This window comes from Enterobacter sp. RHBSTW-00994 (assembly GCF_013782625.1).
GTDB lineage: Bacteria > Pseudomonadota > Gammaproteobacteria > Enterobacterales > Enterobacteriaceae > Enterobacter.
Genome location: NZ_CP056199.1, coordinates 2832875 through 2857007, shown reverse-complemented (window position 1 = coordinate 2857007; position 24133 = coordinate 2832875). Strand labels below are relative to the sequence as shown.

Below are 24133 nucleotides of genomic sequence, written 5' to 3'. Positions count from 1 at the left end.
GCCTACACGCCACCCAAATACGCTTTACGCACCTCCTGATTTCCCAGCAGTTCTTCACCGCTACCGCTCAACCGGATCTGACCATTCACCATGACATAGCCACGGTCGGAAAGTTTCAGTGCATGGTGCGCATTCTGTTCAACCAGAAAAATAGTCATCCCGTTACGCGCCAACTCACGCAATGTCTGAAAAATCTGTTTAACCACGATGGGGGCTAATCCCAGACTGGGTTCATCCAGCAGCAGCAGTTTGGGGCGGCTCATCAACGCGCGGGCAATCGCCAGCATCTGTTGTTCGCCTCCCGACATCGTCATTGCCCGCTGCTTGCGCCTTTCCTTGAGGCGCGGGAAAAGGTCGAACATACTTTGCATATCCTGTGCTGCATACTGGTTGCCGATGGGGATTGTGCCCATTAACATATTCTCTTCGACAGTCATATCCGGAAAAATTCGTCGTCCTTCAGGCGCTTGTGCAATACCACCGGAAGCTACAAAATGGGTCGATTTATGGCTGATATCATCCCCGCAAAAGAGGATCTGGCCCGCACGAATGCGAGGTTGACCAAAAATCGACATCAACAAGGTCGATTTCCCCGCCCCGTTAGCCCCAATCAGTGCCACGGTTTCCCCCTGATTTACCTGCAAGGAAACCTGTTTTAGCGCCTGAATTACGCCATAGAAAACATCCACCTCCCGAAACTCCAGCATCACGTTGCTCATATGCTAATCTCGCTTTCATCCGTGCCCAGGTAGGCGGCAATGACCTTTTCGTCATGTTGAATTTGCTCAGGCTTGCCTTGTGCGATGACATCGCCGTGGTCGAGTACAATAATGTTGTCCGAAATGTCCATCACCATACCCATATCATGTTCAATCAGAAGTACCGTGATGTCGTGATGATCCCGTAAAAAGCGGATAATTTTGCTCAGGGCGCGGGTTTCTACCGGGTTTAGCCCCGCGGCGGGTTCATCGAGACAAATCATCTCTGGCGCGGTGCACATGGCACGGGCTATCTCAAGGCGTCGTTGCTGCCCGTAAGACATTTCGCCCGCAAGTCGGTTAGCGCAATCCACAAGATCGACGACTTCCAGCCAGTAAAAGGCCCGATCCAGGGCGCTGCTTTCAGCCCGACGATAGGCTGGTGTGTTCAGCACGCCGGAAATCAGGTTACGGTTCACGCGCATATGTTGGGCAACCAACAGATTCTCGATAACCGACATTTCCCGAAACAGGCGGATATTCTGAAAGGTTCTCGCCAGCCCCACGCGATTAACCAGATGTGTACCTCCAAACATCTTGTAGAAAATACGTGACCCGAGTTGCGCCGGATTTATCCAGTCACCTGGCTGGAGTTTTTGCCCGAGTACCTGAATGATGTTGGTGGTTTTATGGCGCGTATTGAACAAAATGTTCCCGCCAGAAGCTTTATAGAACCCCGTAAGACAGTTAAAGACCGTGGTTTTTCCCGCCCCGTTTGGCCCGATGAGGGCGGTAATCGAGCCACGCTGAACGTCAAGGTTAACGTCATTTAGCGCCTTGATACCGCCAAAATGCATCATCAGATGCTCAACGCTTAATATTGTCCCGTTCATGGTGCGACTCCCTTACGTACCGCAAATCCCGTGCGGTTAATACGGATCAGCCCTCGGGGTCGCCATATCATCATCACCACCATTAACATGCCGAACAGCAGGACGCGGTATTCCGCAAAACTGCGCAGAAGTTCTGGCGTGACGGTGAGCACAAAGGCGGCCAACACCACACCGACGGTTGAACCCATACCACCTAATACGACGATGGCAAGGATCAGGGCTGATTCAAAAAAGGTGAATGAGGTGGGATTAACAAACCCCTGATAGGTGGCAAAAAACACCCCAGCAATCCCTGCTGTAGACGCTCCCAACGTGAAGGCCGACAGTTTGACCAGAACATGATTGAGCCCCATCGAACGGCAGGCAATTTCATCTTCGCGTAGCGCTTCCCACGCCCGACCAATAGGCATCCGCGTCAGACGGTGTTTGATATAGAGCACCAGCAAGACAACCATCAACAAAACAGCATAAATAAAGATGAACTTCATGTTGGGGTTATATGTCAGATGGAAAAACTCATGGAACGGCACACCGCCTTCTTTTGCTCGTCGTCCAAACTCCAGGCCAAAAAAGGTAGGCGGCGGGGCAGATACACCGTTAGGGCCGCCGGTAAATGTCAGCCAGTTGTTCAGTATGAGACGGATAATTTCGCCGAAACCCAGGGTGACAATCGCCAGATAATCACCATGCATACGCAGTACAGGAAAACCCAGTAATGCTCCCGCGGCAGCGGCCATCAGGGCCGCTAACGGTAGCATCGTCCAGAAACCGAGCCCCAGATATTGATATCCCAGCGCCAGCCCATAAGCCCCGATGGCATAAAAGGCGACATAACCGAGGTCCAGTAAGCCTGCCAGCCCGACCACAATGTTCAGCCCCAGACCGAGCAGCACGTAGATCAGTCCCAGGATTGCCACGGTCAGCACATATTTGGTGGCGACGAACGGAAAGCAGACCGCCAGGGCGATGATCAGGGGAAGGATCCAGCGCATGCGGCTCTTATAATCCGGTGGACGGACGTAAACGCCGGTGTTTTCCGTCTCAAAACGTGCCATGAAACGCGCGCCAGTCGGGCTTCCCAGAAACGCACTGAGTAAAAAACGCCCCAGCATGACGGTGAAAACAATCCATGCCAGACGTTGCCCGGCGAAGTTAAAACGGTATCCATCCAGCACGACACCGGCAATTGGACCGAAAATAACGAGCGCGACCATTCCGGCAAAAAGGGTGTCCAGGATGCAGCGTTTTAGCGAAAAACGCTCAGGTGAAACCGCATGGGGTGTCATATCATTCTCCCTCATACTTTGGCAACGATGGGCCGGCCAAGCAGTCCCTGAGGACGGAAAATCAGGATCACGACCAGCAATCCAAACGAAAATACATCTTTGTAATCTGAGTTCACCATCCCGGAAAACTGCGCTTCAGCCACACCGAGAATCAGCCCGCCGAGCATTGCGCCGGGGAGGGAACCAATGCCGCCAAGCACCGCTGCGGTGAAGGCCTTAATGCCGATGACGAACCCAACGTAGAAATCAAATGTGCCGTAGTTCATGGTGATTAACACGCCCGCCAGACCTGCCATCGCCGCACCGATGACAAAGACCAAAGAGATGATTCTGTCGGTATTAATCCCCAGAATTGAGGCCATTTTGCGATCCTGCTGTACCGCACGACACATCCGTCCTAAGCGGGTATGGCTGATTATCCAGGTAAGCAGCAGCATGCCTGCAAATGAGGCAATCAAGATAAACACTTTGGTATAGGTTATCTGAACAAACCCGTCGCCCAGATGAAAACGCAACACCCCATCAAGCATGGTCGGAACCCCTTGCTGACGGGGACCCTGGCTAATTTGGGCGTAATTTTGCAGGATTAATGACATCCCAATGGCGGAAATCAGCGGAGCTAAACGTGTCGAATTGCGTAGCGGTTTATAGGCAATGCGCTCTATGGTCCAGCCATAGACTCCCGTCACCACAATGGTGAAAACCAGCGTGCCGAGAATTAATAAAGGAAAGGACTGCAGACCGAAGAACGATAACAGCGCCAGACCGATGGCACAAAGATAAGCGGATATCATATACACCTCGCCGTGGGCGAAGTTAATCATGCCAATAATGCCGTACACCATGGTATAGCCAATGGCAATTAATCCGTAGACGGAACCCAGTGTTAAGCCATTTATTAACTGTTGCAGGAAGAATGTACTCATCATCGCGCGCTCGTGTTGTATTCCCGTCATATTTCAGGTTGCATGAGCCTGAACATTCGGGATATAGGCTGCGCCACGGCGCAGCCTGATGTGTATTTCGCGTCGACAGAAGAGGTCGACGGTGAGCGTGATTCCGTCCCGTTACTGCACTTCCTTATACTTACCTTTGTCGTCCCATTGATACACCACGTAATCAGAGACTTTAAGATCGCCTTTACTGTCCCAGGCTTTTTTACCCATCACCGTATCGACCGGGTTAGCTTTCAGCCAGGCGCTGGCTTTTGCTGAATCAGTACCATCGGTGGCCTTAAATGCCGCAGCGATGGCCTGGACGGAGGCATAGGAGTATAGGGTGTAGCCTTCTGGTTCGAATTTACCTGCGCGGAATTTTTCGATAACGGCTTTACCCTCCGGGATCAGGCGGGGATCTTTGCCGAATGTCATGTAAATGCCATTGGTATATTGCGGGCCGCCAGCAGCGGTAACCATCTCTTCATTGACGATACAGTCGCCGGAGAAGAACTTGGCCTGTACACCCTGTTCGCGCATCTGACGAACCAGGGGGCCCGCTTCGGGATGACAGCCGCCGAAGAAGACGACATCCGGTTTTTGCGCACCAATTTTGGTGACTAGCGCGTTAAAGTCTTTTTCACCGCGAGACAAGCCTTCGTACATCACATCCTTGATACCACGTTTAGCAAGAGCGGCTTTTGTTGCGTCGGCAAGGCCTTGTCCGTAAGTGTCTTTGTCGTGAATGATGACCACCCGTTTGGCTTTCAGCTTGTCAATGATGAAATCACTGGCGACCTGGCCTTGCTGGTCGTCACGTCCGCACATACGGAACATATCGCTCATGCCGCGCTCGGTGATGAGCGGGTTGGTTGAACCGGGAGTAATGGCAATGATCCCGGCATCGCTATACACCTCTGAAGCCGGCATGGTTGAGGAGGAACAGAAGTGGCCAACGACGGCTTTCACTTTGTCCTGGTCGACTAATCGGTTAGCGACGGCAACGGCCTGTTTAGGCTCGCAGGCATCATCGCCCTGAACCAGCTTAATTTTTTCACCGTTGATCCCGCCTGCAGCATTAATGTCTTCTGCAGCCTGCGTTGCACCGTGCCAGTATTGATCGCCATATGTGGCATTTGGGCCCGTAAATGGCCCCGCGACACCAATCACAATATCCGCCTGGGCGGAAAATGCCGTCGCCAGACAACCAGCCAATACAAGAGAAAGAGGACTTCTGATAAATTTCAGCGACATTATTATGTTCCTTAGCAGAGAGGTTTTTGCATCAGGTTGTAACCCGAACGCCTGAAGACGTCGTCAATCCAAAAACAAGAGCAAGAACAAAATGCACTAAACGAACGCTATCCCGGCAATATCCTGCTGATTACGGCGAGGTTTCCTTACGCTTTTTTAGCGTGCAGAACAATAAGCAAAATAGTTGCCAGAATGGTGAGCCCATTGACTGGGTTGCGACAAATTTGAGTATAGAGCGCCGTTTTACGCGGCCTCGCAGCACGAAGTGAAATTACAGCGGAGATCACATCTTGTTAACAATAAAGCCCATAAGTCATGCAGTGGTCACGATTTGTGCGTATTTGCACCAATAAAGATCTAAACTTCAGATATGCATAAACTGCGATATATGCCAGGATCTTTTCCTTTTTTATCAGGAGTGTCAGCAATGACTGAAGGCCCATTAAATGAAAACGAAATGGAGTGGCTGGAAGAGACGCTAACGTCTTACGGTCATGAAGATGCGTCCGTGATTGACGTGTCCGAGCTCGACGGCATGCTTACTGCCGTATTATCGGGTCCCGTCGTGGTTGAACCCGACACCTGGCTGGTGGCGGTATGGGGCGGGGAAAAATACATTCCCCGCTGGAAAAACGATCGTGAAATGAATCGTTTTATCGATCTCTGCTTCAAGCATATGAACGATATTGCAGAACGTCTGAGTGATTACCCGGATCAGTTCGACCCGATGTTTGGCTTTAACGACGTTGATGGTAAGAGTTATACCGTGGTTGAAGAGTGGTGCTATGGCTATATGCGGGGTGTTGAACTGACAGACTGGTCAACATTGCCTGATGAGCTGAAAGCTGATTTGGACGTGATTGCGATCCATGGGACAGAAGAGGGCAGTGCAAGGCTGGATGGGCTGACGGAAGAAGAATATACCGTGAGCATTGAAAGCATACGACCTGCGGCACTGCGTTTGTATAACTACTGGGTGGCGAATCCGCAGCAACCTGTGGTGCAAAAGCCCGTAGTGAACGGCGCTAAAGTCGGGCGCAATGATCCTTGCCCCTGCGGGAGTGGTAAGAAATTTAAAAGCTGCTGTCTGCACTAATAAAAAAGGGGCTCGTGATGAGCCCCTTTTTTTAGCCTACTTCAGGAAGTAATCCCGTCGCGATCAGGAACTGCACGAGAATCACCGCAATCCCACAGGCGAAAACGATGCAAAGCAGAGGCGTCCCCCCGGCAACACGGTAGCCCTGTTGCGGATGTTGTTTACGGCTTTTCCATGCCAGCAAGGAAGGTAGCAGCAACGCGAGCACGGCTAGCGCCACACCGGCATATCCCAATGCCATGACAAAACCGCGCGGATAAAACAATGCAAACGCCAGCGGGGGCAAGAAGGTAATAGCGCCCGTTTGCAGGCGTCCACGGACGCTGTTGCGACGCTGGAACAGATCGGCCAGATAATCGAACAAACCCAGGGCGACCCCGAGGAAGGACGTAGCCAGCGCCAGGTCAGCAAACAGATGCACTGCGAGTTCGACGTGCGGTGATGTCACGACTTCGCGTAATGCCAGCAAGAACCCATTCAGACCAGAATGCGCCGCCATCAGACCGATAAAGGTCGATGAATCGATGCTTCCTAATGTGACCAGTTGCCAGAAAATATACGCAATCAGCGGGATCGCACTGCCGACCACGAAGACGCGGCGCAGTTTGCGAATATCGCCGTTCATGTAACTCACGATGCTGGGTACGCTACCGTGGAACCCAAATGAGGTGAAAATGACGGGGATAGCCGAAAGTGCCAGCCCTTTTTCCAGTGGAAGTGTCAGCAGGTTAACCTGATGGACATGTGGAGCCAGCAAGACCAGCATGACCACTAAAAAGAGAATTTTGGCGCTAAACAGAAAGCGGTTAAACAGATCGACCAGCGATGTGCCAACGCAGACCACACCGCCGCCGATGAGGGCAAAGAAGATCGCGCCCGTGGCAGGGGTAATGGCAGAGCCAAACCAGTCATTTACGCTGGAGGCGATAAGCTCTCCTGCACCGCTAATGTAGGCTGCCGTCAGAGCATACATCAGGAACATCATGCTAAAGCCGGTGATCCACTGGCCATAACGCCCCAGATAGCGTGCGGCAAGCGATCCCAGGCCGGTATCGGCGGGAACGTGCTGATAAACCTCAAGCAGTAACAGCGCCGTGTAGCACATCAGCGCCCACAGGCAGACCAGTAACAACAGTGTTACGCCAAATCCGACACCGGCTGCAGCAAGCGGCATCGCGAGCATTCCTGCGCCAATAGTCGTGCCGGCGACGATAAAAATACTTCCCAGGGTTCTGTTTTTCACGCTTTCCTCTACAACGATTCCACATCGCGACAAAATCTGCGGCGCAGAGTAAGGGAAAAGCATGATCTCGTCAAATCACCGTTACAAGTGATGTAAAAATTTATTTACGGATTTCGGGGCGTTGTGATTAGGGCAACTCACTGAACGTTTTTGTGGTTTTGACTACTTCATAAGGACAATGTTTTCGCGCGAAAATCAGGCGTACCTTAAACAGTAAAGATAAATTATCAAAAAAAGTGAGGGGTGATGGCGGGGACAAATCCATTCAGGGCGGCATGGAGTCGCGGAGGGAATTTACTGTGTCACGGTCACTGGATGATTAACTGGCAGGAAAGGGAACTTGTACTTCCGGAATCCAGACGGGAAAAAGATATGGGGACGTGGGCAATTTACTCCATCATTGACCCGGAGGATGAAACGTTTGCTCAGGGCTTAACCGAAGATGACTGGATAATCGAAAACGTTGAGTGGGTGACGGATTTATTTTTCGACGCCGGGATCCCGCTGGAAACCGAGAACTATCGTTACTTCTATCAGGCTATCAATCCCCATGACTGGCGTTGTACCAGCTGCGCCGGGTGCATGTAAACCTGTGCCAGCGCAAAGCATGTTTGAGCGGGAGCCTTTAATCTGGTTGTTTTTTTAAGGGGATAACGATGTCAATCCACGGACATGACGTACTCAATATGATGATTGAGTCAGGTGAGCAATACACGGAACAAAGCCTGGTTCAGGCGATTCATACACGTTTTGGCGAAAGCGCCCGTTTTCATACATGCTCAGCCCAGGAGATGACGGCAGCAGAGCTGGTCGCATTTCTGGCGGCACGCGGAAAATTCATTCCGGTAGCGGAAGGGTTTTCTACCCACGAAAGTAAAATCTGTCGCCATTGAAATAATGCGGTGCTGAAGAGTCAGCACCGCAGGATAATTAATTTTGAGTATCGAGCGTAGAGAGTTCTTTATCAATAAAGTAAAGACCTTCACCTGATTTACCGGCCAGAGATAATTTATCCAGAACAGATTTAAACAGCTTCTCTTCTTCGTGCTGTTCAGCAACGTACCATTGCAGGAAATTAAAGGTCGGATAATCCTGGTTGGTCATTGCGGAATGTGCCAGTTCGTTAATTTTCGCTGTAATCAACTGCTCGTGCTCGTAAGTCGCGCGGAACAGCTCATCAAGAGAATTGTACTCAGCAAACGGTGATTCAACCGTGTTGATACGTGGCAGGCTACCGGTGTCAGTCAGATAATCAAACAGGCGCTGCATGTGCGTCATCTCTTCCTGAGCATGACGACGAAGAAACGCTGCGGCCCCTTCAAAGCTGTGATAGCTGCACCAGGCGCTCATCTGTTGATAGAGCAGGGACGAATACAATTCAAGGTTCATCTGCGCATTGAGCTTGTCGATCATTTCAGTTTTTAGCATGGTGCTGCTCCGGGTTATTATTTATGGTTCACGATGAACGACACTATAATTTGTTATTTAATTATTTGCAAAAAGTAAAATAAATATCTTATTTATTAAAAATACGAATGGGAATAAAACGCATTGGCGATCTTTTATTTATTAATGAGAATTATTCTGGTTCGTGTTTGAATATACTGCCAGCCTGAGCTGGCAGCTATTATTAATAGTAGGTGTGGTTTGCATTTGGGTTAACGGCATAACCCAAACATTTGTACTGGATCGTCATGCTCTCATTCAGACACAGAGAGCCGCTGGTGAGGGTACAGGTTTTGATTGGCTGGCCATACGCAGAAGCGGTTGCATAACCCATATTTTGGCATTCGCGGGTTGCCGTGCCGTTGGTGACATAGTCATCATAATGGGCGTTTTGCAGCATGGCCTGACCGTAGTCGAGTCGGACTATCCCGCCAGGTACATCTATGCTGCTGACCTCAGCCTTACGGGTGATGCTACAGCCCGCGAGCAGCAGAATCGCGCCGGCAACGAATACTCTTTTCATATTTCGCTCTGAGTCAATGGAGATACCCTATCCTACGCTGCTGACAACAGGTGCAATGGGAGGAATAGCCAGACAATCTACCCTTTCTCTTCGCAACGAGCCTGACTAGTCGGCGAGGCTGTCGAAAATCGTCTGGAATTTCAAATGGTGCTGACGAAACAGGGCGATAAGCTGTGGATCGAAATGGCGTCCAGTACCGTCGAGGATCACCTCACAGGCCAGATCATGCGTGAAGCCGGGTTTATACACACGCTTTTGCCTCAAGGCATCATAGACATCCGCCAGCGCCAGGATGCGCGCTTCAAGCGGAATTTGTTCACCTCGTAAACCTTCAGGATAGCCACTGCCATCCCATTTCTCGTGGTGGTAATGGATAATATTTTCTGCAACGGCTCCGAGTCCGAGCCCCTGAATAATGCGCCAGCCTTTGATGGTATGAAGTTTCATTTCACTAAATTCTTCTGCCGTGAGTGGCCCTTGCTTGCGCAGGATCCGCTCCGGTACGGCGATTTTCCCCACGTCATGCAGGGAGGCAAAATGTTCAATTTCGCGGATCATTTTGCCTGACAACCCAAGCTCGCGCGCCATGAGCCCACAGTATTTTGCGACGCGCTGAATATGGCTGCCTGTTTCATCATCATGAGCCCGGTTGACCTTCTCAAGCGCTTGCACAATGTTGCGGTTAACTATGCGGTTTTGCCTGAGATGGCGGCGCATCATTAACAGCATACTGATGCTGAACAGGGCGGCGATCAGCAAAATAACACTGATGATTTTTAGCGTATTTTTGGTTAAGTCCGGGAAGAGTTTATGTTCTTCCTGGCGTTCAAGTTGGGTACGAAACTCCGACAGCCGATGAACTTGTGTCAGGAGATGGAATAGCGGGTGGTCAGGTTGTACCCAGGGGCCAATAATCAACTCAGAACGCGTGACACCAGCCACTTTGAGAACGCCCCGGAACAGTTCATTGCCCCGAAGGGTTGATTCCAGAGAACTGAGATCGCCCAGAATAAAATCGATTTTATTATTCTCGATGGCATCAATAAGACCTTCAATGCTATGGCGAGTTACAATAATTACGTCATTACCAAAGCGTTGCTGCAAATAGGCCGCAGAAAAGGAACCGTCCAGCACCCCCACACGCTGGCTCCGGATATTCTCTTCATCCCACAAAAATGGCTTCCCGATGCGATTGTAATAAACGTTGTGCCAGGCAATGTCCGGACCAATACGTCCATCGGCGTGGGTAGTGTCATTGCGTTCGGCAATGTTGACCAGGCGGACAGGCCAGTGCTGTTGGGGCAGGATGGAAGCATAGTTATCGATAAAATTGACATCCACACGTATGCCTAATAAATCACGCATATTGTTAATCATATCGATCGCCGTGCCATGATATCCGTTGCTATCTTTCCAGATAATCGGGGCGAAATTTTCATTTTTGGGCAAATTGATTTGCAGGTGATTGTTCGCAAGCCAATGACGTTCCTGATCGGATATCTCAATGCGACTCAGGAGGTAGTTTCGCTTACTCTCTTCCAGCGTTTTGCGCATTTCGCCGCTGCGATACCATTCACCAATAAACGCATTGATCTTTTCATGCAAAGGGTGGAGTTCCGGACTGAATGCCAGAACAACGGGAATTCGCAACTCAGGGAAAGGTCGGGAGATGAGATAATAGCGCTGCGTGTTTTCCATTTCAGAGGCATCGTTAATATAAACATCCGCCTGATGTTCGCTGAGTAACCGGAATGCCTCTTCGCTAGTGGAGGCGAACCGTAGGGAGTAGAATTTTAGATCAGGGTAGCGTTGCTGGACGCTCTCAAAGGTTGCGTCATCTTTGCGAAAAAGGACGCGTGCATGGCTCAACTGTTCCACTGAGGTGACCGTCATGGTGGGGCTGGCGACAACCACCTCGTTATCGAACAGGCGTGCTGAGAGAATTCGGGTACGGGCGCGCTGCTCTGTTCGTACTACACCGGCATAGACCCCATAGCGATCATTCGCAAAACGCTCCCCGATCTCACTTCCGGACAAGGGGTTTAGCCGCAGGTGTGTGCCATATTTTTGGTTGATGGCAGTAATCAGGTCTGGATAAAACCCCTTCGGCTCTCCTTGTGGCGTGTGCCAGAACTCGAAACTGTCGGCGTTATATATCCAGACGGGAATAGGTTCGTCGGGCTGAGCTGCATTTAACGCGGGTATGCTAATCCAGAAAAGCGCAAAAGAGAGAAGCAAGAATGTAAAACGAGGCTTCCAGCAGTGCAGATTCACAGGGGTTCCCCAGGCGGTGTTTTTATAATCTTTTGTCGCAGTCTAGCTAACTGCGAGGGTCGGGAATAGTGATTTTTTCACTTTAAGCAGACGACCTCTTTTTCGCTTAATAATCGTGAAATTGTGAGCCCATCTTCGTTTTTTAAAACAACCTTTCACTTAATTTGAAAGTGTGTTTATTTGATAGTAAGGTTGAAGCGATCAGGTATCCACGGCGGGATCACCCGCAACGTATTCAGGAGAGAAAAGATGAAAATTGCACTGATGATGGAAAACAGCCAGGCGGGTAAAAATCCTATCATCCTTAATGAGTTAAAAGCCGTTGCCGATGAGAAAGGTTTCCCGGTCTATAACGTAGGAATGAGCGATGAGAACGATCACCATCTGACCTACATTCATCTTGGCATTATGGCAAGTATCCTGCTGAATTCTAAAGCGGTTGATTTTGTCGTGACGGGTTGCGGCACGGGGCAGGGGGCGCTGATGTCGCTGAATATTCATCCTGGTGTGATCTGCGGTTACTGCATCGATCCTGCCGATGCGTTCCTGTTTGCTCAGATCAACAACGGTAACGCACTGTCCCTGCCGTTTGCGAAAGGATTTGGCTGGGGTGCAGAACTGAACGTGCGCTTTATCTTTGAGAAAGCGTTCACAGGCCGCAAAGGGGAAGGTTACCCGCCAGAGCGTAAAGAGCCACAAGTACGTAACGCGGGGATCCTGAACCAGGTGAAAGCGGCTGTTGTGAAAGAGAACTATCTGGATACGTTGCGTGCTATCGATCCAGAACTGGTAAAAACAGCGGTTTCTGGCCAGCGTTTCCAGCAGTGTTTCTTTGAAAACTGCCAGGACAAAGAGATTGAAGCCTTTGTTCGCGCTATCGTGGGTTAATGCCCAATAAAATGAAAAAGCCAGCATCCGCTGGCTTTTTTTTACTTCTTTGATACCGCGCTGCCCGCGTCTTTTGTCAGCCGCAATGTATCAAACATTCCCACCAGACAAATCAGAGCGATCGCCACAAAGGCCAGGCGGAAACTGATGCCGGGTATGGCGGCCAGACCGAATGCATCGCCCATTTTTTCACCAATGCGTATCCCGATTGCCCCGAGTGTGATACCCAGTCCAACGGCTAACTGTGTCGCCGTTGAAAACAGCGTGTTGGCATAACTCATCTGTGGTGAAGGTACGTCGGCAAAAGCCAGTGTACTGACTGCCGTAAACTGGATGGAGCGGAAAACGCCACCAAGATAAAGAATAAGCATAATGAGCCAGACAGGGGTGTGCGGTGTGATCAGTGCGCAGGCCAGCAGTGCCAGTACGTTTAGCGCGCCGTTAATCAGCAGTAATCGCTTAAATCCTAACGAGCGAATAAGCGGTGTCGTGGCAGGCTTTATGGTCAAATTTCCTACGAAAACGGCCAGGACGAGCAGCCCGGAATGGAAGGCATCCATCCCAAACCCGACCTGAAACATCAGAGGTAACAGAAAAGGTACGGCGCTAATCGACGCGCGAAATAATGAGCCGCCGTACATGGTGACCCGGAAAGTCGGAACATCTAACGCATCGAGCCGAATCATTGGCCAGGGAACACGGCGGAAATGGCGAAGGGCAAAAATTAACGCCACTGTACCGATAGCCAGCAGCAGCAACGTCAAACCCTCCTGTACATGCTGGCCTCCCATCGACTCCATAGCATAAACCAGGCTCACCATAGCAATCGTGGTAGCGAGAAAACCCGGAAGGTCAAAGGGGCGCCGCTCATCGTCATGCAGATCCGGAATGATGCGCAGCGCCAGAATAATCGCCACTATACCCAGCGGAACATTAATGAAAAATATCCAACGCCAGTTGGCATAGCTGGTAATGAAGCCACCCAGTGGTGGGCCGATTATTGGTGCAACCAACGCGGGCCAGGTCAATGTGGCAATGGCGGTAATTAGCTGGTGTTTGGGTGTTGTTCGTAAAACCGCCAGACGTCCGACGGGGACCATCAGCGCCCCTCCCATCCCCTGGAGAACACGCATTGCAACAAACTGATCAACCGTGGTGGCGAGTCCGCAAAAAACAGATGCCAGTGTGAAGATGGCCAGAGCAAGGGCAAAAACTTTACGCGCGCCAAAGCGGTCTGCTATCCACCCGCTTGCGGGGATCAGAACAGCCAGGGTGATCAGATATGCACTTATCCCGATGTTCAGATCGACGGCCTGCACGCCAAAGCTTTTTGCCATATCGGGTAGTGCGGTGGCGATAACCGTACCGTCAATAAACTCCATAAAGAAAGCCCCGGCAACCAACAGTGCCGCTGGCGATAAGCCGCGACTCTCTTTGCCGGTGATGTTTTCACTCATTTTCTTCCTGCCATATCAAAAAAATTTATAAAAATTTACTGGAATTTATAGGTTCGTAACCTACGGATTTCACATTATTTTTTTAACAAAATAGCAGCACTGGTGGTTTATTAATCGTGACCAACATCACAAAAACATTGATTTTTGTGATACTGGTCATATTATGTGCGCATAGACGATAACACCTGCATAACAAATTACCGGAGCACTATCATGAAACTGCGCAAAATCCTGAAAAGCATGTGGGCAAACTACTGCAACACCTTTAAAGACGTACCACCGGGCGCTATGTTCTGATGTGAAAAAACCTGCTTCGGCAGGTTTTTTTGTGCCTGTAACGACGAGAGGGAGATGAAAGGGCTGACGTTTTGCTACTATGGCGGCCTTTAAATAAGGAGAATCCCATGTCACAAAATTTGAGCGCCGATCAGGAGCTGGTGTCTGACGTCGTTGCATGCCAGTTGGTAATCAAACAAATCCTTGATGTGTTAGACGTCATCGCGCCAGTTGAAGTGCGCGAAAAAATGTCCAGCCAACTGAAAACCATCGATTTCACCAGTCATCCTGCTGCGGCAGATCCTGTCACGCGTCGTGCGATCCAAAAAGCCATTGCGCTTATCGAACTGAAGTTCACACCGCAGGGTGAGTCCCACTAAAATAAACCGATGTTTTGAAATTAGAAACGTTTTTCTGAAAAAACGTCGAAGGGCGACATGTCCTGTCGCCCGGAGAGGGAACTAAAAGAACGTCTGGACCAGTAAATAACTCGCCGCACACGCACAGCTCACACCAATCAGGCCTGGCAATATGAAGCTATGGTTAATGATAAACCGGCCGATTTTTGTTGTGCCGGACCGATCAAAACCAATGCACGCCAGATCGCTTGGGTATGTTGGCAAAACAAAATATCCATAAGACGCCGGGAAGAAGGCAATCAACATTTTGGGGTCGATTCCCAGCATGAGCCCCATTGGGGCGACGGCCGTCAGTGCAGCCGCCTGGCTGTTGACCAGCTTGGAGACCAAAAACAGGACAATCGCGTATGTCCAGGGATGACTTTTTACCACGCCCTCCAGCGCCATTTTGAGTTCATCCAGGTGCGCCTGGAAAAAGGTATCACTCATCCACGCCACGCCGAATACCGAGAAAATAGCGACCATCCCCGCCTTAAAGACTGCCCCGTTAGAGATAGCCGACGCGTTTACCTTGCAGACGATCAACATAACGGCCCCGGCAATCAACATCATCATCTGAATGACGAGGTTCATCGACAGCGCAGTCATTTTGCCTTTAATGTCGAAGGCGGGTCTCAGTTCCGGCAATGCGCCCAGCAGGACAACAACAGCGATCCCGGCGAAGAAGATCCATGTCGACCAATAGGCCTGTTTGGGGAAACGCTGATTCATCAGCGTTTCTGTTCCGCCATAGATAAATTCACGTTGTTTGGGATCTTTCAGCTTTTCCTGGAAGTCCGGGTCATCAGCCAAATTTTTGCCACGACGCAGGCTCCATAAAGCAGCGATGGCCACGCCAAACAGTGAAGCCGGGACAGAGATCGCCAGGATTTCCAGAATCCCCCATGCGTGGCCAATACCATGCTGCGCCCCCAGAATGGAAACCAGCGAAACAACGGCAACCGAAACAGGGGAGGCGGTGATCGCCATCTGCGAGGCAATAGAAGCCACTGCCATTGGGCGTTCAGGACGAATTCCTTTTTTTAACGCAATGTCCGCAATAATAGGGAACATGGTGTAAACCACGTGCCCCGTTCCGCAGAGAAAAGTCAGCATCCAGGTCGTGAATGGTGCGAGAAGTGTGATGTGTTGCGGGTGTTTTCGCAGAAGCCGCTCGGCAAATTGCATCATCACATTTAGGCCGCCAGCTGTCTGTAACGTGGCTGCACAACCGATGACGGCAAGAATGGTCAGCATGACATCAACGGGTGGTTTGCCGGGCTGCAGGCCAAAGATAAAACTTAAGATGAAAAGACCGATACCGCTTATCAGCCCAAGTCCCATACCGCCGAACCGCGTTCCTATCAGCAGGCAGAGGATGATGACTATAAATTCGATGGTAATCATGAAGCTCCCTCGTCAATGATAATGAAATTCTCAAAATCATTACATGTTGTGTGGATATGCTTTGGGAGCGAGATCTGATTTGTTTAAATCAAAGGAAAACAATTAGTTGGTAACGAAAATTTAACTAATTGATAAAGCGAAGGGACGGCCTGCCGTCAAAGGTGCAGGCCGGTGGAAATTAGTGGTGCTGGTCGCGGACGACATTGAGCAGATGGCGGTCAGTTTGCTCCGGGCACAGGCCCGCGAGTTTCGCGTTACGGATTTCATCCGCAAGCGTCTTGAGTAACACGCCATCCTGCTGCTGCTCTTTATCAATGTCGCGTAAGAAATCCAGCGTAGTGCTGTCTTTCTGCGCTTTTGCTTCGTCAGCCAGTTTACTGAGCGTGACACGACGTTGTTCGAATTCTTCCAGAGTTTTCTGGAACAGTTCTTCAAGAGATGAATAGTCATCATCCATCATGTCAATGGCCTTCACGATCGGATTGGCCCCAACATGTTTCATAAAGTCGAAAACTCGCATCATGTGAGTGACATTGCTTTGCGCCTGGGTGCGAAAGAAGGAGGCTGTACCGTTGAGACTGTTCTCCGAGCACCAGTCGCTCAAATGCAAATGCAGATTAGACGCATAGAACTCAAGATTCATCTGGGCATTCAGTTTTTGAATCATTGCTTGGGTAGCCATACTAATATCCTTATTTCCTGAGGACCGGGAGGCCCACTGCTTAACCTGGCTCAGCAGGTTGTCGACGCTTACCGTACAATGTCATCACTGCACGATAATTGATAACAGAATAGAGATTTTCTGCTCTTTCTGAATGTGACCGAATATTCACTTCCTGTGTTCGATACAAATTAGCATACCCTTACATTGCATCTAAGAAAACTCCTAACGGCGTATGTTTTACGTTACATTACAAATTTTAATATAATTTAAGTGCTTCAAGAGAGGTATACATTGAGTTTTTATTTAACTATTTGATTTATATGATTTTGCTTTTTTCGGTAATCATTATTGATAATTCAAAAATAACAGTTATTTGATTTGTTCATGGTGTGGGAAAGTTCATAAATAAAAGCTATTCAGGATTGGGATATATGATGCGTTGAATAACTTGATTCAGATCATTTTTTTCAAGATGCGTTGATGTGTGATCCAGTCGTGAGTTTGATTTTAGTTGTCTTGTGAAAATGAAATAATGTTTTAAATAAATTTTCGAGGTGTGTAATGGCTACCGTTGCGGTTTTGCTGGCGTCGGGGTTTGAAGAAGCTGAGGCGATTATCATCGTTGATATTCTGCGTCGTTTGCATATTGAGGTTGATACTCTTGCCTGCGCGGAGTCCCGTGCAGTAGTGAGCTACCATAACATTCCCATGGTGGCGGACAGCACGTTAGCGGAGCGCATTGACGTTCTTTATGATGCTGTCGTCCTGCCCGGCGGACCTCAGGGGAGTGTTAATCTGGCGGCCAGTTGTGATGTCGTGCGGTTTGTTTCCGCCCATGATGAACGTGGAAAACTGATTTGCCCTATATGCTCTGCGGCCGCCAGGGTATTGGGCGGTAACGGTCTGCTTAAAGGTCGCCGTTACGTGTGCTCCGGCGACTTATGGCAGACGGTAAAGGACGGAGAATACGTTGATGCGCCGGTGGTTGAAGATAAAAATCTGATCAGCGGCAAAGGTCTGGGGCACGCGTTTGATTTTGCGCTGACGCTTTCTGCCCGTCTGCTGGGCGATGAAACCCCCGCTCGCGATCACGCCGAACATATTTACTATTCCTGGTAATTTTCCAGCCGGGCGCTATGGCGTCCGGCTGACAGGGACGTCTTGGCTGACCTTATGGATAATTCTGCTTAATCCCCTGTCATTTGTCGGACAAAACCCGCTGTTTTTATGTCATTTATCGCTGAATTTATGCACGCAATTACTGTAATTCTGCCGTGTGATGGCGCTCTCTTATGGATGATTAATTTCCCGCTAAAACTATCACCAACACTAACGCTTATGACGAACTGAGCGCTAATGTCTTGTTTTAAGTCCGATTAAATAAGAAGCACGCAACTCTTCCCTACAGAAAAGAACGCTAAAGCTGGAGTTTACCATGCACAAATTTACTAAAGCGCTGGCGGCCATCGGTCTGGCTGCCGTTATGTCACAATCCGCTATTGCAGAAAATTTAAAACTCGGTTTTTTGGTGAAACAACCGGAAGAACCCTGGTTCCAGACTGAATGGAAATTCGCCGATAAAGCCGGGAAAGATTTAGGTTTTGATGTGATCAAAATTGCCGTTCCGGATGGTGAAAAAACCCTGAACGCCATTGATAGCCTGGCTGCCAGCGGTGCAAAAGGATTCGTTATTTGTACACCTGATCCGAAACTGGGGTCTGCCATTGTGGCGAAAGCGCGTGGTTACGGCATGAAGGTGATTGCCGTTGACGATCAATTCGTCAATGCCAAAGGCAAACCAATGGACACTGTTCCTCTGGTGATGATGGCGGCAACGAAAATTGGCGAGCGTCAGGGCCAGGAACTCTATAAAGAGATGCAAAAGCGGGGCTGGGATGTGAAAGAAACCGGCGTCATGGCGATTACCGCTGACGAGCTGGATACCGCCCGTCGTCGTACTTCTGGTTCCATGGACGCGCTGAAAGCAGCCGGTTTCCCTGAAAAACAGATCTATAAAGTGCCAACCAAATCCAACGATATCCCCGGTGCATTCGATGCAGCAAACTCCATGCTGGTGCAGCACCCGGAAGTGAAACACTGGCTGGTGGTGGGCATGAACGACAATACCGTACTGGGTGGCGTCCGTGCGACGGAAGGCCAGGGCTTTAAAGCCGCGGATGTTATCGGGATTGGCATTAACGGTGTCGATGCGATAAGTGAGCTGTCAAAAGCTCAAGCGACAGGCTTCTACGGCTCTCTGCTGCCGAGCCCGGATGTCCACGGCTACAAATCCAGCGAAATGCTCTACAACTGGGTGACCAAAGACGCTGAACCACCGAAATTTACTGAAGTGACCGATGTGGTGCTGATCACTCGCGATAACTTCAAAGAAGAACTGGCGAAAAAAGGACTGGGCGGTAAGTAATACGCTGTGATTGTGCCCCTCATTAAATGATGAGGGGCCAGACGTACACTACAGGAATCACGGAGACGCTATGCAACAGTCTGACCCGTATCTCTCTTTTCGTGGCATCGGTAAAACCTTTCCGGGTGTTAACGCGCTGACCGACATCAGCTTCGACTGCTATGCCGGCCAGGTTCACGCTCTGATGGGGGAGAATGGCGCGGGAAAATCCACGCTGTTGAAAATCCTCAGCGGTAACTACACCCCTACAACCGGTACGCTTGCCATTCGTGGCGAAGAGGTTGCGTTTGCTGACACAACCGCAGCGCTTAATGCCGGGGTCGCTATCATCTATCAGGAATTGCATCTGATCCCTGAAATGACGGTGGCCGAAAACATCTATTTAGGCCAACTGCCACACAAAGGCGGAGTCGTAAATCGCGCCCTGCTCAACTATGAAGCCGGGCTGCAGTTGAAGCATCTTGGGCTGGATGTCGATCCACAAACACCGCTGAAATATCTTTCCATCGGCCAGTGGCAGATGGTGGAAATCGCGAAAGCGCTGGCGCGTAACGCCAAAATTATCGCCTTTGACGAGCCGACCAGTTCGCTCTCTGCCCGCGAGATCGAAAACTTGTTCCGCGTGATTCGCGAACTGCGGAAAGAGGGGCGCATTATTTTGTATGTGTCCCATCGTATGGAGGAGATTTTTGCCCTCAGCGATGCCATCACCGTCTTTAAAGATGGCCGTTACGTACGGACGTTCGCGGATATGAAGCAGGTCAACCATGACCAGTTGGTTCAGGCGATGGTTGGACGTGAGCTGGGGGATATTTATCACTGGCAACCAAGGCAGTACGGTACAGAACGCTTGCGTCTGGATAATGTGAAAGCACCCGGCGTGCGCGTGCCGATTAACCTGACGGTGCGCAGCGGCGAAATTGTCGGACTATTTGGTCTGGTAGGGGCGGGACGTAGTGAGCTAATGAAAGGGCTTTTCGGCGGCACGCGTATTACGGGAGGGCAGGTCTCAATTGACGGTCAATTGGTTGATATCCAGAAGCCAGCCCATGCCATCAACGCTGGCATGATGCTCTGCCCGGAAGACCGCAAAGCTGATGGCATTATTCCGGTGCACTCGGTTCGCGACAACATCAATATTTCCGCCCGGCGCAAGTCTGTCCGCGCAGGCTGTCTGATTAATGACAGTTGGGAGTCGAGCAATGCCGAACACCATATACGTTCATTGAATATTAAAACGCCTGGTGCAGAGCAATTGATCATGAATCTCTCCGGCGGTAACCAGCAAAAGGCAATTTTAGGCCGTTGGCTCTCTGAAGACATGAAAGTCATTTTGTTGGATGAGCCAACCCGCGGTATCGATGTGGGGGCGAAGCACGAAATCTATAACGTGATTTATGAACTGGCAAAACGCGGGGTGGCGGTACTTTTCGCCTCAAGCGATCTGCCAGAGGTGCTGGGCGTTGCCGACCGCATTGTTGTGATGCGTGAAGGTGACATTGCCGGTGAATTACTTCATGAACAGGCGAATGAACAACTGGCGTTGAGTCTCGCCATGCCTAAAGTTAGCCAGGCAGTCGCCTGAGTAAGGAGTCAATGATGTCCTCTGTTACTACATCCGGAGCCCCAAAGTCGGCTTTTAGTTTTGGGCGTATCTGGGATCAGTACGGCATGCTGGTGGTCTTTGCCGTACTCTTCCTCGCTTGCGCGATATTTGTCCCTAACTTTGCCACCTTCATTAATATGAAAGGTCTGGGACTGGCGATTTCGATGTCCGGCATGGTGGCATGCGGTATGTTGTTTTGTCTGGCATCTGGTGATTTTGACCTTTCCGTCGCGTCTGTTATTGCCTGCGCAGGCGTGACCACGGCTGTCGTCATTAATATGACCGAAAGCCTGTGGATTGGTGTCTTTGCGGGATTGCTTCTCGGTGTCTTGAGCGGTCTGGTGAACGGTTTTGTGATTGCACGTCTGAAGATCAACGCCCTGATCACCACGCTTGCCACCATGCAAATTGTCCGTGGACTGGCGTACATCATCTCTGACGGTAAAGCGGTCGGTATTGAAGATGAACGTTTCTTCACCCTGGGTTATGCAAACTGGTTAGGCTTACCTGCGCCAATCTGGCTCACGGTGGCGTGTCTTATCCTCTTTGGTTTCTTGCTCAACCGCACGACGTTTGGGCGCAATACGCTGGCCATTGGGGGAAATGAAGAAGCCGCGCGACTGGCGGGTGTTCCGGTTGTCCGCACGAAAATTATTATCTTCGTTTTGTCCGGACTGGTTTCAGCGGCGGCAGGGATTATTCTGGCATCGCGTATGACCAGCGGCCAGCCGATGACCTCAATAGGTTATGAGCTGATCGTCATTTCTGCCTGCGTCCTCGGCGGTGTTTCGCTGAAGGGTGGCATCGGAAAAATCTCATATGTGGTGGCGGGGATTTTGATTTTAGGTACAGTGGAAAACGCCATGAACCTGCTGAATATCTCCCCGTTCTCGCAGTACGTGGTACGTGGACTGATCCTGCTTGCCGCCGTGATATTCGACCGTTACAAGCAAAAAGCGAAGCGTACTGTTTAAGCGATATCCCTCTATTTGCGACCAAACTTTTAAGCTTAGTCGCGTCCTGTGCCCGCTTGCCAGTTTCCCTGGCCGGCGGGCTGTCAAATGGCGAGCGTCGTCACACTGTCTATACTTACATGTCTGCGGAGAGGGTAATGGTATCGCCCTCTCGTTCACTGTAAGGAGGACAAAGGTGGCTGACTCGTTAATTGCACCGCCTGTAAAACCTGGACATTTTGCATTCTTTTTTGACCTTGACGGCACGCTCGCCGAGATAAAGCCGCATCCTGATCAGGTGGCTATTCCTGATACGCAACTCAGGATACTGCATGAGATCTCACTGAGAAATCAGGGAGCACTGGCATTGATATCAGGGCGCTCAATGGCCGAGCTGGATCAGCTCGCCAGGCCTTATCGCTTTCCGTTGGCAGGTGTCCACGGAGCGGAGCGTCGCGACATCCATGGCCATGAGCATATTGTCTCACTTCCTGAGGCGTTGATTCAGACGCTACAGACGCAGCTCACGACACGTCTTGCGGATCTGCCGGGTACGGAGCTGGAAGCGAAGGGAATGGCCTTTGCGTTGCATTACCGGCAGGCGCCTGAGCATGCTCAGGCAGTGTTGGCGCTCGCCATATCACTAACAGATGCTTATCCGCAGTTGGCACTACAGCCCGGCAAATGCGTGGTGGAGATAAAACCCCAGGGGATCAATAAAGGGGCTGCCATCACGGCGTTTATGGCAGAGCCGCCTTTTAGTGGCCGGATACCGGTATTTGTTGGGGATGACCTGACCGATGAGGCAGGATTTGGCGTGGTCAATCAGGCTGGCGGAATATCCGTGAAAGTAGGGCCGGGAGATACGACGGCAGGGTGGCGTCTGGACAGTGTTACCCGCGTCTGGCAATGGATATCTGACATCGCTCGACAGCAAGAAAAACAACACGCGCAACACCATGGGGGAAATCAGTATGGGTCGCTTAGTCGTCGTCTCTAACCGTATCGCGCCACCCGATGATAAAAAAACCAGCGCGGGTGGCCTGGCGGTTGGGATTTTAGGTGCATTAAAAGCCGCAGGTGGGCTCTGGTTTGGCTGGAATGGCGATATCAATAATGAAGATAAACCGCTGAAAAAAGTGACGCGGGGGGATATTACGTGGGCATCATTTTCACTCAATGAGAAAGACTACGATGAGTATTACTCTCAGTTTTCCAATGCGGTGTTATGGCCCGCGTTTCACTATCGTCTGGACCTGGTAAAGTATCAGCGAGATGCGTTTGAAGGCTACATGCGGGTGAATGCTCTGTTGGCAGATAAAATGCTGCCTTTGCTCAGGGATGACGATATTTTATGGATCCACGATTATCATCTGCTGCCCTTTGCCAGGGAGCTACGGATGCGCGGAGTAAATAACCGAATTGGCTTTTTTCTGCATATTCCCTTTCCCACGCCAGAAATTTTCAATGCGCTCCCGCCTCATGAAGAGCTGCTGGAATCTCTGTGTGACTATGACTTGCTGGGCTTTCAGACCGAAAGTGACAGGCTGGCCTTTCTGGACAGCGTCTCTGGCAAAACACGGCTGGTAACCCGCAATGGAAAATCACACACGGCCTGGGGGAAGACATTTTATACCGATGTCTACCCGATAGGCATTGAGCCGGATGAGATCGCAGAGCAGGCATCAGGACCGCTACCGCCCAAGCTGGCGCAGCTTAAGAATGAACTCAAGCATGTGCAAAACATCTTTTCGGTAGAACGACTGGACTACTCTAAGGGGCTGCCGGAGCGCTTTTTGGCTTACGAGACGCTGCTGGATAAGTTTCCCCAGCATCATGGCAAAATTCGCTATACACAAATAGCGCCGACGTCGCGTGGTGAAGTGCAGGCGTATCAGGACATTCGTCATCAACTCGAAATGGAGGCCGGGCGTATTAATGGTCGCTATGGGCAATTAGGCTGGACACCGCTTTTTTATCTGAATCAACATTTTGAACGTAAGATCCTGATGAAGGTTTTCCGCTACGCGGATGTCGGGCTGGTAACACCACTGCGAGACGGAATGAATCTGGTGGCAAAAGAGTATGTTGCAGCACAAGATCCTGAAGATCCCGGTGTGTTGGTTCTCTCACAGTTTGCGGGTGCGGCGAATGAATTGACCTCTGCATTGATCGTTAACCCTTACGACCGCGATGATGTTGCCAGCGCGCTTAATCGTGCATTGACGATGCCACTTACCGAGCGTATTTCACGGCATGCTGAAATGATGCAGATTATTCGTAAAAACGACATTAATCACTGGCAAGCGCATTTTATTCGCGATTTAAGAGAGATTCCTCCGCAAAGCGCGGAGAACCGGTTACAAAAAAAAGTCGCCACTTTCCCTAAACTGGCCTAAGTCCCATCGGGG

Annotated in this window: 24 protein-coding genes; 12 read left to right on the top strand and 12 right to left on the bottom strand. The window is 50.4% G+C overall.

What is annotated here, in order from left to right; translation table 11 throughout:
• Positions 1-2: 2 nt before the first annotated feature.
• The 5 genes from HV346_RS13715 to HV346_RS13695 all read right to left on the bottom strand — a co-directional run bounded on the left by HV346_RS13715 (position 3) and on the right by HV346_RS13695 (position 5066).
• Positions 3-719 (bottom strand): ABC transporter ATP-binding protein, encoded by a 717-nt coding sequence (locus tag HV346_RS13715; RefSeq protein WP_181619882.1) that lies wholly within the window; start codon positions 717-719, stop codon positions 3-5.
• A complete protein-coding gene (locus HV346_RS13710; protein WP_181619881.1) occupies positions 716-1591 on the bottom strand; it encodes an ATP-binding cassette domain-containing protein in 876 nt (291 codons plus the stop codon). Before HV346_RS13710 ends, HV346_RS13715 begins: the two co-directional genes overlap by 4 nt.
• A complete protein-coding gene (livM, locus tag HV346_RS13705; protein WP_181619880.1) occupies positions 1588-2877 on the bottom strand; it encodes a high-affinity branched-chain amino acid ABC transporter permease LivM in 1290 nt (429 codons plus the stop codon). The genes HV346_RS13710 and livM overlap by 4 nt, the downstream gene beginning before the upstream one ends.
• 11 nt (positions 2878-2888) lie before the next feature.
• Positions 2889-3803, bottom strand: coding sequence for a branched-chain amino acid ABC transporter permease LivH (locus HV346_RS13700; RefSeq protein WP_181623784.1), 915 nt, complete (start codon positions 3801-3803; stop codon positions 2889-2891).
• Positions 3804-3944: 141 nt separating this feature from the next.
• Complete coding sequence (locus HV346_RS13695) at positions 3945-5066, bottom strand: branched-chain amino acid ABC transporter substrate-binding protein (protein ID WP_181619879.1); 1122 nt, start codon at positions 5064-5066, stop codon at positions 3945-3947.
• A gap of 427 nt (positions 5067-5493) precedes the next feature.
• Between HV346_RS13695 and HV346_RS13690 the strand changes: the two genes are divergently transcribed.
• Positions 5494-6162 carry a YecA family protein gene (locus tag HV346_RS13690; RefSeq protein ID WP_181619878.1) on the top strand — a complete coding sequence of 223 codons (669 nt, stop codon included), beginning with the start codon at positions 5494-5496 and terminating at the stop codon, positions 6160-6162.
• A gap of 31 nt (positions 6163-6193) precedes the next feature.
• Here HV346_RS13690 and tyrP read toward each other — a convergent pair whose 3' ends face one another.
• Positions 6194-7405: a tyrosine transporter TyrP gene (tyrP, locus tag HV346_RS13685; protein WP_181619877.1), complete on the bottom strand. Its 1212-nt coding sequence runs from the start codon at positions 7403-7405 to the stop codon at positions 6194-6196.
• Positions 7406-7651: 246 nt separating this feature from the next.
• Here tyrP and HV346_RS13680 point away from each other — a divergent pair, with 246 nt between their 5' ends.
• Positions 7652-7993: a hypothetical protein gene (locus HV346_RS13680; RefSeq protein ID WP_181619876.1), complete on the top strand. Its 342-nt coding sequence runs from the start codon at positions 7652-7654 to the stop codon at positions 7991-7993.
• Positions 7994-8061: 68 nt separating this feature from the next.
• The gene (locus HV346_RS13675; protein WP_181619875.1) at positions 8062-8298 is read left to right on the top strand and encodes a YecH family metal-binding protein; all 237 of its coding nucleotides are present in this window, start codon (positions 8062-8064) and stop codon (positions 8296-8298) included.
• A 37-nt stretch (positions 8299-8335) separates the two neighbouring features.
• Here the strand turns inward: HV346_RS13675 and ftnA are convergent, their stop codons facing one another.
• From ftnA to HV346_RS13660, 3 genes are all read right to left on the bottom strand, one after another.
• Positions 8336-8833 (bottom strand): non-heme ferritin, encoded by a 498-nt coding sequence (gene ftnA / locus HV346_RS13670; protein ID WP_181619874.1) that lies wholly within the window; start codon positions 8831-8833, stop codon positions 8336-8338.
• A gap of 202 nt (positions 8834-9035) precedes the next feature.
• A complete protein-coding gene (gene yecR, locus HV346_RS13665; RefSeq protein ID WP_181619873.1) occupies positions 9036-9374 on the bottom strand; it encodes a YecR family lipoprotein in 339 nt (112 codons plus the stop codon).
• Positions 9375-9479: 105 nt separating this feature from the next.
• A complete protein-coding gene (locus HV346_RS13660) occupies positions 9480-11648 on the bottom strand; it encodes an HD domain-containing phosphohydrolase (RefSeq protein WP_249415092.1) in 2169 nt (722 codons plus the stop codon).
• A 249-nt stretch (positions 11649-11897) separates the two neighbouring features.
• On the opposite strand from HV346_RS13660, the gene HV346_RS13655 reads away from it, so the two are divergent.
• On the top strand, positions 11898-12536 hold the full coding sequence (locus HV346_RS13655) for an RpiB/LacA/LacB family sugar-phosphate isomerase (protein ID WP_181619872.1): 639 nt from the start codon (positions 11898-11900) through the stop codon (positions 12534-12536).
• Positions 12537-12577: 41 nt separating this feature from the next.
• Here the strand turns inward: HV346_RS13655 and HV346_RS13650 are convergent, their stop codons facing one another.
• Positions 12578-13993, bottom strand: a complete 1416-nt coding sequence (locus HV346_RS13650; RefSeq protein WP_181619871.1) for an MFS transporter — start codon at positions 13991-13993, stop codon at positions 12578-12580.
• 213 nt (positions 13994-14206) lie between these two features.
• On the opposite strand from HV346_RS13650, the gene azuC reads away from it, so the two are divergent.
• Both azuC and HV346_RS13640 read left to right on the top strand, forming a co-directional pair.
• Complete coding sequence (gene azuC / locus HV346_RS13645) at positions 14207-14290, top strand: stress response protein AzuC (protein WP_014832437.1); 84 nt, start codon at positions 14207-14209, stop codon at positions 14288-14290.
• 107 nt (positions 14291-14397) lie between these two features.
• On the top strand, positions 14398-14649 hold the full coding sequence (locus HV346_RS13640; protein ID WP_181619870.1) for a DUF2766 family protein: 252 nt from the start codon (positions 14398-14400) through the stop codon (positions 14647-14649).
• A gap of 81 nt (positions 14650-14730) precedes the next feature.
• Here the strand turns inward: HV346_RS13640 and HV346_RS13635 are convergent, their stop codons facing one another.
• Positions 14731-16074 carry an anaerobic C4-dicarboxylate transporter gene (locus HV346_RS13635; RefSeq protein WP_181619869.1) on the bottom strand — a complete coding sequence of 448 codons (1344 nt, stop codon included), beginning with the start codon at positions 16072-16074 and terminating at the stop codon, positions 14731-14733.
• A gap of 178 nt (positions 16075-16252) precedes the next feature.
• On the bottom strand, positions 16253-16756 hold the full coding sequence (locus tag HV346_RS13630; protein WP_181619868.1) for a non-heme ferritin-like protein: 504 nt from the start codon (positions 16754-16756) through the stop codon (positions 16253-16255).
• A 543-nt stretch (positions 16757-17299) separates the two neighbouring features.
• Here HV346_RS13630 and HV346_RS13625 point away from each other — a divergent pair.
• The 6 genes from HV346_RS13625 (at position 17300) to otsA (ending at position 24121) form a co-directional block, all read left to right on the top strand.
• A complete protein-coding gene (locus tag HV346_RS13625) occupies positions 17300-17857 on the top strand; it encodes a DJ-1/PfpI family protein (protein ID WP_181619867.1) in 558 nt (185 codons plus the stop codon).
• Positions 17858-18173: 316 nt separating this feature from the next.
• On the top strand, positions 18174-19163 hold the full coding sequence (araF, locus tag HV346_RS13620) for an arabinose ABC transporter substrate-binding protein AraF (protein ID WP_181619866.1): 990 nt from the start codon (positions 18174-18176) through the stop codon (positions 19161-19163).
• A 70-nt stretch (positions 19164-19233) separates the two neighbouring features.
• Positions 19234-20748, top strand: coding sequence for an L-arabinose ABC transporter ATP-binding protein AraG (gene araG / locus HV346_RS13615; protein WP_181619865.1), 1515 nt, complete (start codon positions 19234-19236; stop codon positions 20746-20748).
• A gap of 14 nt (positions 20749-20762) precedes the next feature.
• Positions 20763-21743 carry an arabinose ABC transporter permease AraH gene (araH, locus tag HV346_RS13610; RefSeq protein WP_181623782.1) on the top strand — a complete coding sequence of 327 codons (981 nt, stop codon included), beginning with the start codon at positions 20763-20765 and terminating at the stop codon, positions 21741-21743.
• A 175-nt stretch (positions 21744-21918) separates the two neighbouring features.
• The gene (gene otsB / locus HV346_RS13605; protein WP_181619864.1) at positions 21919-22722 is read left to right on the top strand and encodes a trehalose-phosphatase; all 804 of its coding nucleotides are present in this window, start codon (positions 21919-21921) and stop codon (positions 22720-22722) included.
• A complete protein-coding gene (gene otsA / locus HV346_RS13600; protein ID WP_181619863.1) occupies positions 22697-24121 on the top strand; it encodes an alpha,alpha-trehalose-phosphate synthase in 1425 nt (474 codons plus the stop codon). The genes otsB and otsA overlap by 26 nt, the downstream gene beginning before the upstream one ends.
• The last annotated feature ends 12 nt before the right edge of the window (positions 24122-24133 follow it).

What these genes read in the sequence shown, in the direction of transcription:
- HV346_RS13650 (WP_181619871.1), bottom strand. Translation starts at nt 13,993, where the DNA reads ATGAGTGAAAACATCACCGGCAAAGAGAGTCGCGGCTTATCGCCAGCG.
- HV346_RS13680 (WP_181619876.1), top strand. Translation starts at nt 7,652, where the DNA reads ATGGCGGGGACAAATCCATTCAGGGCGGCATGGAGTCGCGGAGGGAAT.
- HV346_RS13710 (WP_181619881.1), bottom strand. Translation starts at nt 1,591, where the DNA reads ATGAACGGGACAATATTAAGCGTTGAGCATCTGATGATGCATTTTGGC.
- HV346_RS13635 (WP_181619869.1), bottom strand. Translation starts at nt 16,074, where the DNA reads ATGATTACCATCGAATTTATAGTCATCATCCTCTGCCTGCTGATAGGA.
- otsA (WP_181619863.1), top strand. Translation starts at nt 22,697, where the DNA reads ATGGGTCGCTTAGTCGTCGTCTCTAACCGTATCGCGCCACCCGATGAT.
- HV346_RS13690 (WP_181619878.1), top strand. Translation starts at nt 5,494, where the DNA reads ATGACTGAAGGCCCATTAAATGAAAACGAAATGGAGTGGCTGGAAGAG.
- azuC (WP_014832437.1), top strand. Translation starts at nt 14,207, where the DNA reads ATGAAACTGCGCAAAATCCTGAAAAGCATGTGGGCAAACTACTGCAAC.
- araF (WP_181619866.1), top strand. Translation starts at nt 18,174, where the DNA reads ATGCACAAATTTACTAAAGCGCTGGCGGCCATCGGTCTGGCTGCCGTT.
- HV346_RS13675 (WP_181619875.1), top strand. Translation starts at nt 8,062, where the DNA reads ATGTCAATCCACGGACATGACGTACTCAATATGATGATTGAGTCAGGT.
- HV346_RS13625 (WP_181619867.1), top strand. Translation starts at nt 17,300, where the DNA reads ATGGCTACCGTTGCGGTTTTGCTGGCGTCGGGGTTTGAAGAAGCTGAG.
- HV346_RS13715 (WP_181619882.1), bottom strand. Translation starts at nt 719, where the DNA reads ATGAGCAACGTGATGCTGGAGTTTCGGGAGGTGGATGTTTTCTATGGC.
- yecR (WP_181619873.1), bottom strand. Translation starts at nt 9,374, where the DNA reads ATGAAAAGAGTATTCGTTGCCGGCGCGATTCTGCTGCTCGCGGGCTGT.
- araH (WP_181623782.1), top strand. Translation starts at nt 20,763, where the DNA reads ATGTCCTCTGTTACTACATCCGGAGCCCCAAAGTCGGCTTTTAGTTTT.
- HV346_RS13630 (WP_181619868.1), bottom strand. Translation starts at nt 16,756, where the DNA reads ATGGCTACCCAAGCAATGATTCAAAAACTGAATGCCCAGATGAATCTT.
- HV346_RS13655 (WP_181619872.1), top strand. Translation starts at nt 11,898, where the DNA reads ATGAAAATTGCACTGATGATGGAAAACAGCCAGGCGGGTAAAAATCCT.
- HV346_RS13700 (WP_181623784.1), bottom strand. Translation starts at nt 3,803, where the DNA reads ATGAGTACATTCTTCCTGCAACAGTTAATAAATGGCTTAACACTGGGT.
- HV346_RS13640 (WP_181619870.1), top strand. Translation starts at nt 14,398, where the DNA reads ATGTCACAAAATTTGAGCGCCGATCAGGAGCTGGTGTCTGACGTCGTT.
- araG (WP_181619865.1), top strand. Translation starts at nt 19,234, where the DNA reads ATGCAACAGTCTGACCCGTATCTCTCTTTTCGTGGCATCGGTAAAACC.
- livM (WP_181619880.1), bottom strand. Translation starts at nt 2,877, where the DNA reads ATGACACCCCATGCGGTTTCACCTGAGCGTTTTTCGCTAAAACGCTGC.
- ftnA (WP_181619874.1), bottom strand. Translation starts at nt 8,833, where the DNA reads ATGCTAAAAACTGAAATGATCGACAAGCTCAATGCGCAGATGAACCTT.
- HV346_RS13695 (WP_181619879.1), bottom strand. Translation starts at nt 5,066, where the DNA reads ATGTCGCTGAAATTTATCAGAAGTCCTCTTTCTCTTGTATTGGCTGGT.